The organism is Enterobacter sp. 3U4, assembly GCF_057224565.1.
Window position 1 is genome coordinate 889830 of the sequence record NZ_CP136665.1, and the last position, 13242, is coordinate 903071.

The window sequence follows — 13242 nt, forward strand, 5'->3', positions numbered from 1 at the left end:
GGTGGTTCCTGGTACAGCTAGCATTTATGGGTTATGTTTTTCAGCGGGGGGATAATACCCGCATTGAACGAAGCGGTATGTGATCCGATTCTAAGAATTATCCCAGCGCGAAAAAATTTCCCTGATTAACTATTTGCCGTGCGGGTTTCGGGTGCTTTCACCGTTGAAGTTACGCATCAATAGCGCAAACTTCAGCTCCACCTCTTCCGGAACCGGCAGCCAGACGGTATGCCCGTCGCCCGGCGCTACGTCAATCGCTTCGCCTTTGCCGTTTTCCAGGTGCTCCAGCGTGAAGTTCATGTTGCCCTGCGGGGTCATCAGCTCCAGGCTGTCGCCTTTGGTGAATTTGTTTTTCACCGCGACGGCCGCCAGCGCGCCTTTGCGCTCGCCGGTGAAGTCACCGACGAACTGCTGGCGCTCGGAAACGGAGTAGCCGTGCTCGTAGTTCTGGTAGTCATCGTGGGTATGACGGCGCAGGAAGCCTTCGGTATAGCCGCGATGGGCCAGGCCTTCCAGCGTTTCCAGCAGGCTGGTATCGAACGGTTTACCGGCGGCCGCATCGTCGATGGCTTTACGATACACCTGCGCGGTACGCGCGCAGTAGTAATAGGATTTGGTGCGGCCTTCGATCTTCAGGGAGTGCACGCCCATCTGGGTCAGACGCTCTACGTGGGCGATGGCGCGCAGATCTTTCGAGTTCATGATGTAGGTGCCGTGCTCGTCTTCAAAGGCGGTCATGTACTCGCCCGGACGTTTGGCTTCTTCAATCATAAACACGCTGTCGGTTGGCGCACCGATGCCCAGCGTCGGCTCAACGTTGGTTACCGGGATAGGCTCATGCTTGTGGACGATGTTGCCGATGTCATCCTCTTTGCCTTCCTGGACGTTATATTCCCAGCGGCAGGCGTTGGTGCATGTTCCCTGGTTCGGGTCGCGCTTGTTGATGTAGCCAGAAAGCAGGCAGCGGCCAGAGTAGGCCATGCACAGCGCACCGTGGACGAAGATTTCGATTTCCATATCCGGCACCTGGGTGCGGATCTCTTCAATCTCTTCCAGCGAAAGCTCGCGAGACAGAATGACGCGGGTCAGCCCCATCTGCTTCCAGAACTTCACCGTCGCCCAGTTGACGGCGTTAGCCTGTACGGAGAGGTGAATATCCATCTCCGGGAAGTTCTCCCGAACCAGCATGATTAAACCCGGGTCCGACATGATCAGCGCGTCCGGCCCCATATCGACCACCGGCTTCAGGTCACGGATAAACGTTTTCAGCTTGGCATTGTGCGGCGCGATGTTCACGACCACGTAGAATTTCTTGCCCAGGGCATGCGCTTCGTTGATGCCGAGCTGCAGGTTCTCGTGGTTGAATTCGTTGTTACGCACGCGCAGCGAGTAGCGCGGCTGGCCCGCATACACGGCATCGGCGCCATAGGCGAAAGCGTAACGCATATTTTGCAGCGTTCCCGCCGGGGAAAGGAGTTCCGGTTTAAACATGTTTGTTCTCGTTCTGATGACAGGTCAGATCCGCATGCACCTGGTGCAGCGGTAAGGGGAGATCCCCCACTTTAAGGGCGGGCATTGTAGCGCTGCGGGGCAGGGAGGTAAAGCGCCGGGTCGCGTCACCGCTATCCCGGCGTGCTTCGTGTTGTCAGGTGTTGTCTTTTACCGTCTGAGTGGACCCGTTAGTTTTGACCGAGGCTATGCCCTTATCACGCGATTGTTCCGTTGCATAAAGCTGACTGCTGCCAATCCCCTGATGATTGCCTGCCTTGAGATTGAAATGGTACTTACCGTTAGAGGCTGTTTTTTTCTCATAGCGCTCGTCCAGGGGGCTGTTCGTGCGTACGGAGGCAATGCCGTTTTCGGCGGCACTTTTACTGGTGTAAAGCTCGCTGGTAAGAACGATCTCCCCGTTACCCGCCTTCAGCACAAACCTGAACTGACCATCACTGCTTTTACTTAATTCGAACCAACCAGACATAGGAACTCCTTGAGCGAAAGTAAAATGAGAGGCACCAGTTATAAGCAAGCGAACCGGTAAAAAGAGTATGGTTGATTCCTGAATTGATTCCAGAAAAGAAAAACCCGCCCTGGGGCGGGTTTCAGCGTCGAAAGGTCACGCAATCCTGCACGCATCCGCTTCCCAGCGATACCCCACGCCATACACCGCGCGAATAAACGACTGCTCGGCGTCCAGCGCCTCCAGCTTGCGGCGCAGGTTTTTGATATGGCTGTCGATGGTGCGGTCGGTCACCACGCGGTAATCGTCATACAGGTGGTTCAGCAGCTGTTCGCGGGAGAAGACTTTGCCCGGCTCGTGGGAGAGGGTTTTCAGCAGGCGGAACTCAGCAGGCGTCAGGTCCAGCAGCTTGCTGCGCCAGCTCGCCTGGAAGCGGCTTTCGTCGACAATCAGCGGGCTTTCGGCGTCCAGCACCTGAAGCTCGCGCTGCGGCCTGCAGCGGCGCAGAATGGTTTTCACGCGGGCAACCACTTCACGCGGACTGTAGGGCTTGCAGATGTAGTCATCCGCGCCGATTTCGAGCCCCAGCAGGCGGTCAATCTCTTCAATTTTGGCGGTGACCATGACGATCGGCACGTCGGAGAAGCGACGAATTTCCCGGCACAGGGTCAGTCCGTCAACGCCTGGCAGCATTAAATCAAGCAGGATCAGATCCGGCGGGGTCTGGCGCACGTACGGCAGCACCTGGTCGCCGTGGCTTATCAGTGACGGGGCATAGCTGGCCGCGCGTAAATAGTCGATCAGCAGCTGCCCAAGCTTCGGCTCGTCTTCCACGATCAAAATGCGCGGCGTGTTTTCGTCAATCGGTAACTCGGTCATACTTCTCTCGATAAATCCCGTTCCAGAGGTAACTCTACTGTAATGCTAACCCCGCCAAAAGGCGAATGGGCGGCGCGGATGGTGCCATTATGCGCCTCAACGATGTTTACGCAAATCGCCAGCCCCAGGCCGGAACCGCCGCTGGCGCGGTTGCGGGAGCCTTCGGTACGGTAGAAACGTTCAAACAGTTTTTCCAGCTGTGCGTCCTGCACGCCGGGGGCGGAATCCGCGAAGGTGAGGGCAAAGCGCCCGTTTTCCTGCCTGCCGGAGATATGCAGCCCGCCGCCGCTGTCGGTGTAGCGCAGGCTGTTTTCCAGCAGGTTGTTGAACAGCTGCATCAGCCGGTCTTTGTCGCCAAACACCACCGCGCTGTCCGGCAGGGAGAGATCGATTTTCAGGTTGCGGCTGGCAAACCGCTCGCGGAACGCGCCGCTGATCACTTCCAGAATGTTAATCACGTCCACCGGCGCTTTCTGATAGGCCAGCGCGCCTTCGTCGGACATGGAGAGCTGGTGGAGATCGTCTACCAGCTTGGTGAGCGTACCCACCTCCGCCTGCAGAGAGGCCACCGATTCGGGCGTAAACTGGCGCACGCCGTCCTGAATGGCCTCCAGCTCGCCGCGCAGCACCGCCAGCGGCGTGCGCAGCTCGTGGGAAATATCGGCCATAAAGTCGCGACGCATCTGCTGGTTTTTCTCCAGCGTGCTTGCGAGCTGGTTAAAATCCTGCGCCAGCTTGCCCAGTTCGTCCTGGCTGCGGGTATCGACGCGGGTGGTGAAATCCCCGGCGGCCAGCTTGTGCGTGCCCTCCACCAGCCGTTTCACAGGGGCGAGCAGACCGCGCGCCAGCGGAAAGGTGGCGAGCGCGGCGAGCAGCGTGGAGAGGGCGACAATCAGCCAGCTTGTGCGACGCTGCTGGCGGTCAAAGTTGATGTCAGTGTTGCGCGTCAGGCGCTCCACCGGGGAGGCGATCACCCAGCCAACGGTGGCGTTATTCACTTTGATCGCCCGCCGGGTGCCGTCCGGCGGTATAGGCGCGCGCGGGCCAACCAGGGGACGCATATCCTGGTCGATCACCCAGAACTGTGTGCGCCAGCCGTGCGGCGGCATGCCCGGGCCGGGACGGTCGTCACCGGTATCGTGCTCCAGCGAGCGCAGGATCTGGAAAATAAAGCGGTCATTGTTGCGCAGAAAACGCCAGTTGCCGTGCTGGGCGTACTGTTCACTCAGCGCATCGCTCAGTCCCTGCAGGCGCTGCTCATTGCCATGCTTGATGTAATCAATAAAACCGCGCTCAAAGCTTACCCGCACCGCCCAGTGCATGGTGACCAGCAGGACGATACAGGTGGCAAATATCGCCACGAAGAGCTTGCCGGTGATACCCGGACGCCAGAATTTCATGAGCCACTCCTTTTGCCGCGCCTAATCACGACGTTCTTGCTGGTATCATCCGGCACTCTGGCGAAGATGAAAGCGGGCAGGGCGATGATGACCGCCATGCTGAGATAGGTATACAAAAAGACCTGATGCGCCACCGGCGTGTCGACGCTGAGGTGGTGCTGGCCGTACATGCCGAGCAGTAACCCCGCGATAGTCACGCCCACGCTCATGGAGAGCTGCATCACCATCGACAGCAGGCTGTTGCCGCTGCTCGCCAGATCGTCCGGCAGGTCCTTCAGCGTCAGGGTATTCATCGACGAGAAGCGCATGGAGTTGACGATCCCCTGACAGAACAGCACCAGCGGCAGGATGTAGTACCAGACCATCAGCGCCACGGCCATAAACAGCAGGCTGACAAGCGCCAGCCCCAGCGTGGCGGCCACCAGCACGTGTCGATAGCCAAAGCGGTTTACCACCTGCACCACAATGCGCTTCATCCCCATGCTGCCGAGCACCATCGGGATCATCATCAGGCCCGCGTGGAACGGCGAAAAGCCCATGCCAATTTGCAGAAAAACGGGCGTCATAAACGGCAGCATCCCGCTGCCGATGCGTCCGGCAAAGCTGCCAGACAGGCCCAGACGGTAAGTGGGGTTTTTAAACAACGCCAGGTTGAACAGCGCCTTATCGTTTCCTCTGGCATGCCGGATGTACCACAGAATAGCGGTAACGCCGAGCGCGATCAGGAGACCGAGCGTCAGGGGCGAAATCCCCAGTCCTTTTTGCCCGTCGAGCGCCAGGGTAAGCGTTGCCATACCCGCCGCCAGCAGGATAAAGCCAAAGAAATCAAAGCGCCGCGTCTGCATTTTGTAGTTCGGCATCAGCGCAAGGGTCGCAATCGCGCCGATGATGCCTACCGGGAGGTTGATTAAGAAGATCCAGTGCCAGGAGGCGTACTCCACCAGAATGCCGCCGAGCGCCGGGCCCAGCAGCGGCCCCACCTGACCGGGCAGGGTCACAAAGGTCATCGCCGCCATGTACTGCTCGCGCGGCACAATCTTCATCACCGTTAACCGCCCGACGGGCACCATCATCGCCCCGCCTACGCCCTGCAGCACGCGCGCCATCACCAGCTGGTCGAGGGTATTGGCCTGCGCGCAAAACAGCGAGCCGGTGGTAAACAGCACGATGGCGGTAAAGAAAATATTCCGCACGCCGACCTTATCGGCCAGCCAGCCGCTGGCGGGCAGCATCACGGCAACCGTCAGCACGTAGGAGACAATCACCATGTGCATATGCAGCGGGCTCTCCCCCAGGCTTTTCGCCATGGAGGGGAGGGCGGTATTGACGATGGTCGTATCCAGCGACTGCATAAAGAAGCCGAAGGCGACTATCCATAATTGCCAGCGAACGTTGCTGGGAAGCTCAGTCATTTACCCGTTTACCGTTTCTCTGTTTTTACGCGAAAAGCGCAGCCGCAGGCGGTCGAAGAACAGATAGACCACCGGCGTGGTGTACAGCGTCAGCAGCTGGCTCATCACCAGGCCGCCGACAATGGTGATCCCCAGCGGCTGGCGCAGCTCCGAGCCGTCTCCGCCCGAGATAACCAGCGGCAGCGCGCCAAAAAGCGCCGCCAGAGTGGTCATCATAATCGGACGAAAACGCAGCAGGCAGGCCTGGAAGATGGCCTCTTCCGGCGAGAGGTTGCCGTTGCGCTGGGCGTCCAGCGCGAAGTCCACCATCATGATGGCGTTTTTCTTCACGATGCCGATCAATAGCATGATCCCGATAAGCGCGATAAGGCTGAACGGCGCGCCGAACAGCTCCAGCGCCAGCAGCGCCCCCACGCCCGCCGACGGCAGCGTCGAGAGGATGGTCAGCGGGTGCACGTAGCTTTCATACAGCACGCCCAGCACAATATAGACCGTGGCGATGGCGGCCAGAATTAAAATCACCTGCGAGTTCATCGTCTCCTGGAACACCTGCGCGGTCCCGGCAAAGCTGCCGCGCACGGTGGACGGCACCCCAAGCTGGGTCATCGCGCGGTTGATTGCATCGCTGGCCTCAGACAGTGACGAACCGGCGGGCAGGTTAAAGGAGATGGTCGACGCCGCCGAAAGCCCCTGATGGTTCACCGACAGCGGCGCGTTGGCAGGCTGCCAGCTGGCGAAGTAGGAGAGCGGAATCGCCTTGCCGTCGTTGTTAATCACAAACATTTTGTCCAGGGCGCTAATGTCCTGGGTGTAGCGCGGGTCAACCTCCATCACCACCTTATACTGGTTCATCGGCTGGTAGATGGTGGAGATCTCGCGCTGGCCGAAGGCGTTATTCAGCAGGCTGTTGGCGGCTTCAACGTTGATGCCCAGCCGCGACATAGTTTCACGGTCGTAGGTCAGGGCCATCTCGGCGCCGTTGTCCTGCTGATCGGAGTTGACGTCCGCCAGCTCCGGCAGGGCGGCCAGCGCCTTACGGATCTTCGGCTCCCACTCGCGCAGGGCGGCCAAATCGTCCGAGAGCAACGTGTACTGATAGCTGGCGTTCGCCTGTCGCCCGCCGACGCGGATATCCTGAACGGCCATCAAAAACAGGTTTGCCCCCGGCTCTTTGGCGAGCTTCACCCGCAGGCGGTCAATCACCTGCTGGGCGGTTTCGTTGCGCTCGCCGCGCGGCTTCAGGGTAATAAACATCATCCCGCTGTTGACGCGTGACCCGCCGGTAAAGCCGGTCACGTTATCCACGGCTTTGTCTTCACGAATGATCTTCATAAAGTCCTGCAGCTTGCCGCGCATGGCCTGGAACGAAATGCTCTGGTCTGCCTGAATGCCGCCCATCAGCACGCCGGTATCCTGCTCCGGGAAGAAGGTTTTCGGGATGGTGATGTACATCCAGACGTTGAGCACGATGGTGCCAATCAGCACCAGGCCGACCAGTCGGGTATGGTTCAGCACCCACTTCAGCGATTTTCCGTAGCCTTCCTGCATTGCCATCAGGAAGCGGCCAAAGCCTTTGCGGCGCGGCTGCGAATGCGGTTTGCTGCGCTTGAGCATCCAGCCGCACATCATTGGCGTCAGCGTTAAGGAGATAACCAGCGAAATGCCGATGGCAACGGAGAGGGTGACGGCAAACTCGCGCAGCAGCCGGCCCGGCAGGCCGCCCATCAGCAGCAGCGGCAGGAATACCGCCACCAGCGACAGGCTCATGGAGAGCACCGTAAAGCCCACCTCGCGCGTGCCCTGCAGGGCAGCCTGCAGCGGCTTCACGCCCGCTTCCAGATGGCGGGAAATGTTCTCCAGCACCACGATGGCGTCATCCACGACGAAGCCCGTGGCAATCGTCAGGGCCATCAGCGACAGGTTGTTGAGGCTAAACCCGCACAGGTACATGGCGGCAAAGGTACCGATTAGCGATACCGGCACGGCCACCGCCGGGATCAGCGTCGCGCGGCCGGAGCGCAGGAACAGGAAGACCACCAGGATCACCAGCGCGACGGAGATCACCAGCGTTTGCTCGACCTCTTCCAGCGAGGCGCGAATGGTCGGGGAGCGATCCTGGGCAATTTGCAAATCGATTGCAGCCGGGATGGTCTCCTGCAGGTCTGGGAGACGGGCGCGAATGCTGTTCACCGTCTCAATAATGTTGGCCTCCGGCAGCTTGCGGATCATCAGCAGAATGGCCGGTTTAGCGTTGGTCATCCCGGCGTTACGCACGTCCTGCACCGAGTCGGTGACGCTGGCCACGTCGCTTAAGCGCACCGCCGCGCCGTTGTTGTAGTGAATAATAAGCGGCTGATATTCCGCCGCGGTTTTCAGCTCGTCGTTGGTGTGGATCTGCCAGCGGTGGCTGCTGTCCTCAATCGCCCCCTGCGGTTTACGCACGTTGGCGTTGCTGATGGCGGAGCGCACGTCGTCCAGCGACACGCCCTGGTTAAACAGCGCCTGCGGGTTTAACCCCACGCGCACCGCGGGCAGGGAACTCCCGCCGACGCTCACGTCACCGACGCCGTTAATTTGTGAGATTGTCTGCGCCAGCTGGGTAGACGCAAAGTCGTAAAGCTGCCCCTGAGAGTACGTATCCGAGGTCAGCGTCAGGATCATGATCGGCGCATCGGACGGGTTGGCCTTGCGGTAGGTTGGGCGGCTCGGCATCCCGCTCGGCAGCAGGCTTTGCGCGGCGTTGATGGCGGCCTGCACGTCGCGCGCTGCGCCGTTAATATCCCGGTCGAAGCTGAACTCCAGAATAATGCGCGTGCTGCCCAGCGAGCTGCTGGAGGTCATCTCGTTGACCCCCGCAATCCGCCCGAGCGAGCGCTCCAGCGGCGTGGCAACGGACGAGGCCATGGTTTCCGGCGAGGCGCCTGGCAGCGAGGCGCTGACCATGATCACCGGGAAATCCACCTGCGGCAGCGGCGCCACCGGCAGCAGCCGGAAGCCCAGCACGCCGCAGAGGGTGATGGCGAGCGAGATTAAAATCGTCGCCACCGGGCGATAAATGAAGAGGGCGAAAAACTTCACTTATGCCTCCTCTTCACGTTTCGGGAAGCGGCTTTTGGTCCACAGCGCCAGGCGGTCAAACAGCAGGTAGATCACCGGCGTGGTGAACAGCGTGAGCACCTGGCTCACCAGCAGACCGCCGACCATGCCGATACCCAGCGGACGACGCAGCTCCGCGCCGACGCCCGTGCTGAGCATCAGCGGCAGCGCGCCCAGCAGGGCGGCCAGCGTCGTCATCAGGATCGGACGAAAACGCAGCAGACAGGCCTGGAAGATGGCATCGCGCGGCGACATGCCCTGCTCGCGCTCGGCGGCCAGGGCAAAGTCGATCATCATGATGGCGTTTTTCTTCACGATCCCGATAAGCAGGATAATGCCGATGATGGCAATGACGTCCAGCTCGCTGCCCGCCAGCATCAGCGCCAGCAGCGCCCCCACGCCCGCCGTCGGCAGGGTAGAGAGGATGGTGATCGGGTGGATAAAGCTTTCGTAAAGGACCCCGAGCACGATGAACATCGCCACGACCGCCGCGACGATAAGCCAGATGGTGTTACCCAGCGCGGCCTGAAACGCCAGCGTGCTGCCCTGGAACTGGGTCTGAATATCGGACGGGAAGCTGAGATCTTTTTCAGCCGCCTGAATGGCCTCCACCGCTTCACCCAGAGAGTAATTGTCCGGCACGTTAAAGGAGATGGTGGTGGACGGGAACTGATCCAGATGGTTAATCGACAGCGGGGTATAGCGTTCTTCCACCGTGGCGATAGCGCTCAGTGGCACAATGCCGCCGTCTTTGCTGGTCAGGCGCACCGAGTCCAGCCCCGCCAGGCCGGGCGTGTTCTCCGTGTTGTGCTCCAGCACCACGCGGTACTGGTTGGCCTGGGTGTAGATGGTGGAGATCAGACGCTGACCGAAGGCGTTGTACAGGGCGTTATCCACGTCTGCCATGGTGATACCCAGGCGGCTGGCGGTATCGCGGTTGACGTTAACGTACGCCGCCAGCCCTTTGTCCTGCCAGTCGCTGCTAACGTCGGAGAGCTGGGGCAGGGTGTTAAGCTTGTTCACCAGCTGCGGCACCCAGGTGCTGAGGGCATCCAGCGTGGTGGCCTGCAGCGTGAACTGGTACTGCGTGCGGCTCACCTGGGTATCGATGGTCAAATCCTGAATCGGCTGCAGGTAAAGCTCAACGCCCGGCACGCGCGCGACGGCGTTTTGCAGACGCTCAATGACGGCGTTAACGCGATCGTCGCGTTCATCCAGCGGCTTAAGGTTGATCTGCAGACGCGCGCTGTTGAGCGACGGGTTGGTGCCGTCGACGCCGACGTAGGAGGTCAGGCTCTCTACCGCCGGATCTTTCATGACGATCTCAGACACCTGCTGCTGGCGCTGGGCCATATTGGCGAAGGAGACCGACTGCGGGGCCTGAAGCGTGCCCTGGATAATGCCGTTGTCCTGGATCGGGAAGAAGCCTTTCGGAATGAAAATCCACAGCATCACGCTGAGCGCCAACGTTCCCAGCGCCACGCCGAGCGTGGCCCACGGATGGTTCAGGACTTTCGCCAGCACGCGACCGTAGGCGGCAATAATCCGCTCGAACATGCGCTCGGAGGCGCGCGAGAAGCGGTTTTGCTTGCGCAGGGACTCGTGGCTCAGCATGCGGGCGCACATCATCGGCGTCAGGGTCAGCGACACTACGGCGGAGATTAAAATGGCGACCGCCAGCGTCACGGCAAATTCGCGGAACAGACGCCCGACGATATCGCCCATAAACAGCAGCGGGATCAGCACCGCGATCAGCGAGAAGGTCAGCGAGATAATGGTAAAGCCGATTTCCCCCGCGCCTTTCAGCGCGGCGGCCAGCGGTTTTTCGCCTTTCTCGATATAGCGCGAGATGTTCTCGATAACGACGATAGCGTCATCCACCACGAACCCGGTGGCGATGGTGAGCGCCATCAGCGTCAGGTTGTTGATTGAAAAGTCGAGGAACACCATCACCGCAAAGGTCCCGACCAGCGAGAGCGGCACGGCGACGGCGGGAATAATGGTTGCCGGAACGTTACGCAGGAACAGATAGATGATCATGACGACCAGCGCAATCGCCAGCATCAGCTCAAACTGGGTGTCGGTGACCGACGCGCGAATATTCGTTGTGCGGTCGGAAAGCACCTTCACGCTGACCGATTTCGGCAGGCTTTCGATCAGCTGCGGCAGCATGGTGCGGATGCTGTCGGCGGTTTCGATGATGTTAGCGCCAGGCTGGCGCTGCACGTTCATCACGATCGCCTGCTGTTTGTTGGCCCATGCCCCCAGCCAGCTGTTTTCCGCGCCTTGTTCTACGGTCGCCACGTCGCCCAGGCGAACCGGCGCACCGTTCTGGTAGGCGATAATCAGCTGACGATATTCGTCGGCGGACTGCATCTGGTCGTTCGCCGAGAGCGTGACGGCGCGGGTTGGGCCGTCCAGCGAGCCCTTCGCCGAGTTGACGTTCGCGTTGCTGATGGCGCTGCGGATGGTTTCGCTGGTGAGCCCCAGCGCGGCAATCGCCTGCGCGTTAAGCTTCACGCGCACGGCGGGGCGCTGGCCGCCCGCCAGCGTGACGAGGCCGACGCCGGAGACCTGAGAAATTTTCTGCGCGACGCGCGTTTCGACCATATCTTCGACCTGGGTCATCGGCATGGCGGAGGAGGTGACGGCAAGCGTCATGATCGGCGGATCCGCCGGGTTCACCTTGCTGTAGACCGGCGGGTTAGGCAGGTCTGACGGCAGCAGATTGGTGGCGGCGTTGATGGCGGCCTGTACCTCCTGCTCGGCGACGTCCAGCGACAGCGTCAGCTGGAACTGCAGCGTCACGACGGACGCCCCGCCGGAACTCTGGGAGGACATCTGTTTTAGCCCCGACATCTGGCCGAACTGGCGCTCCAGCGGTGCGGTGATGGCGGACGTCACAACATCCGGGCTGGCGCCGGGATACAGCGTCACCACCTGAATCGTTGGGTAATCCACCTCCGGCAGCGCCGACACGGGCAGGAAGCGATAGCCGATAATCCCGGCGAGCAGGATCGCCACCATCAACAGCGTGGTGGCGACAGGACGAAGGATAAACAGGCGTGACGGCCCACCTGTAGAGCCTGGCGGCAGCACCTGCATCAGGATTTCTCTCCCTGTTTCGCAGGTTCAACCACTTCCACTTTGGCCCCTTCGGTCAGACGGTCAATGCCGTCGGTGACCACGCGGTCGCCTGCGGAAAGCCCGGCGCTGATGACCACCGTCTGGCTGTCCTGAATACCGGTTTTTACCAGATGCTTGCTGACCTTATTGTCGCTGTTCAGCACCCAGACGAAGTTACCTTCATTACCCATCTGCAGCGCAGCGGTGGGGATCACCACCGCGTTTTCTTCGGTCGCAACCAGCATGCGCGCATTGACGAACTGGTTCGGGAAGAGGGCATCGTCCTGATTATTAAAGCGCGCCTTCAGCTTGATGGTGCCGGTGGTGGTGTCGATCTGGTTATCCAGACTGAGCAAAGACCCTTCACTTAATTTCTGCTTGTTGGTGCGGTCCCAGGCTTCCACCACCAGGCCTTTACCGGCCTTTTGCGCCTGCATGACGGTCGCGATATCGCTTTCCGGCAGGGTAAAGACTAAATCAATCGGGTGGGTCTGGGTGATCACCACGATGCCCGTGGTGTCGCCGCTGGAGATTTGGTTACCGATATCGACCTGCTTCAGGCCGACGCGTCCGTCAATCGGCGCGGTGATGCGGCTCCAGTCCAGCTGCAGCTGGGCGCTGGCCACGGCGGCTTCGTCGGCTTTGATAGTGCCCTGCGTTTCGCTGACCAGCGACTGCTGGGTATCAAGCTCCTGACGAGACACAAGGTTGGTTTTCACCAGCTGCTGGTAGCGGGCTAGATCGCGCCGGGCGTTGGCGAGAGTGGCTTTGTCTTTCGCGAGCTGTCCCTGCGCCTGGGCGAGGGCGACCTTAAACTGGCTCGGATCGATTTCCGCCAGTAAGTCACCGGCTTTGACCTGCTGCCCTTCCTGGAAGTGAATGGCCATCAGCTGGCCGTCGACGCGGCTGCGCACTGTGGCGGTGTTGGCGGCGGTAATGGTCCCGAGACCTGTGAGATAGCGAGGAACGGCTTTATTCACCGCCGTCGCCGCCTGAACCGGCGCCAGCGCACCACCGCGCATGCCGTGGCGCCCTCCGCCTGACGGGCGCTGTGCCTGACTGTTGGCACCGGAGGGAGCGGCGGAGTTCGCGGATTGACTGTGCCAGTACCAGGCGGCGGCAAGGACCACCACAATGATGCCAGCGGCGATTGCCCAGCGGGTTTTGTTACTGCCTTTCATCGTTATACGTTCTCATCCTGAAGACTTCGGGGAATGATACTAGTTTAGTCAGCTAACACAGCGGAAAAATGGAGGAAATATGGAAGACTGTCTGGAATTGTCTGAGTGTCGCCGGGTGACGCTTCGCTTACCCGGCCTACAAGGTAAATGCAAACGGCAACGGATGTTGCCGTTTTTGGTGTTTTCTCCCT

At 60.4% G+C, this 13242-nt stretch carries 8 protein-coding genes; all 8 read right to left on the reverse strand.

The annotated features are described in order from the left end of the window. Window positions 1-129: 129 nt before the first annotated feature. The 8 genes from trhP to RVY89_RS04230 all read right to left on the reverse strand — a co-directional run bounded on the left by trhP (window position 130) and on the right by RVY89_RS04230 (window position 13051). Window positions 130-1491, reverse strand: coding sequence for a prephenate-dependent tRNA uridine(34) hydroxylase TrhP (gene trhP / locus RVY89_RS04195; protein ID WP_032652696.1), 1362 nt, complete (start codon window positions 1489-1491; stop codon window positions 130-132). Between the two features lie 154 nt (window positions 1492-1645). Continuing rightward, window positions 1646-1978 (reverse strand): YegP family protein, encoded by a 333-nt coding sequence (locus tag RVY89_RS04200; protein WP_484826992.1) that lies wholly within the window; start codon window positions 1976-1978, stop codon window positions 1646-1648. Between the two features lie 135 nt (window positions 1979-2113). After that, window positions 2114-2836 (reverse strand): envelope stress response regulator BaeR, encoded by a 723-nt coding sequence (gene baeR, locus RVY89_RS04205; protein WP_032642850.1) that lies wholly within the window; start codon window positions 2834-2836, stop codon window positions 2114-2116. Continuing rightward, window positions 2833-4236: an envelope stress sensor histidine kinase BaeS gene (gene baeS / locus RVY89_RS04210; protein ID WP_484826993.1), complete on the reverse strand. Its 1404-nt coding sequence runs from the start codon at window positions 4234-4236 to the stop codon at window positions 2833-2835. Before baeS ends, baeR begins: the two co-directional genes overlap by 4 nt. Next, a complete protein-coding gene (gene mdtD / locus RVY89_RS04215) occupies window positions 4233-5648 on the reverse strand; it encodes a multidrug transporter subunit MdtD (RefSeq protein ID WP_484826994.1) in 1416 nt (471 codons plus the stop codon). The genes baeS and mdtD overlap by 4 nt, the downstream gene beginning before the upstream one ends. Beyond that, complete coding sequence (mdtC, locus tag RVY89_RS04220; RefSeq protein WP_395314432.1) at window positions 5649-8726, reverse strand: multidrug efflux RND transporter permease subunit MdtC; 3078 nt, start codon at window positions 8724-8726, stop codon at window positions 5649-5651. It lies immediately after the preceding gene. Continuing rightward, window positions 8727-11849, reverse strand: a complete 3123-nt coding sequence (locus tag RVY89_RS04225) for an MdtB/MuxB family multidrug efflux RND transporter permease subunit (RefSeq protein WP_484826995.1) — start codon at window positions 11847-11849, stop codon at window positions 8727-8729. Continuing rightward, on the reverse strand, window positions 11849-13051 hold the full coding sequence (locus RVY89_RS04230) for an MdtA/MuxA family multidrug efflux RND transporter periplasmic adaptor subunit (RefSeq protein ID WP_484826996.1): 1203 nt from the start codon (window positions 13049-13051) through the stop codon (window positions 11849-11851). Before RVY89_RS04230 ends, RVY89_RS04225 begins: the two co-directional genes overlap by 1 nt. Between the last annotated feature and the right edge of the window lie 191 nt (window positions 13052-13242).

Bases quoted from the DNA above. Each gene is read 5' to 3' on its own strand.
- trhP (WP_032652696.1), bottom strand. From the start codon at position 1,491: ATGTTTAAACCGGAACTCCTTTCCCCGGCGGGAACGCTGCAAAATATG.
- RVY89_RS04200 (WP_484826992.1), bottom strand. From the start codon at position 1,978: ATGTCTGGTTGGTTCGAATTAAGTAAAAGCAGTGATGGTCAGTTCAGG.
- baeR (WP_032642850.1), bottom strand. From the start codon at position 2,836: ATGACCGAGTTACCGATTGACGAAAACACGCCGCGCATTTTGATCGTG.
- baeS (WP_484826993.1), bottom strand. From the start codon at position 4,236: ATGAAATTCTGGCGTCCGGGTATCACCGGCAAGCTCTTCGTGGCGATA.
- mdtD (WP_484826994.1), bottom strand. From the start codon at position 5,648: ATGACTGAGCTTCCCAGCAACGTTCGCTGGCAATTATGGATAGTCGCC.
- RVY89_RS04225 (WP_484826995.1), bottom strand. From the start codon at position 11,849: ATGCAGGTGCTGCCGCCAGGCTCTACAGGTGGGCCGTCACGCCTGTTT.
- RVY89_RS04230 (WP_484826996.1), bottom strand. From the start codon at position 13,051: ATGAAAGGCAGTAACAAAACCCGCTGGGCAATCGCCGCTGGCATCATT.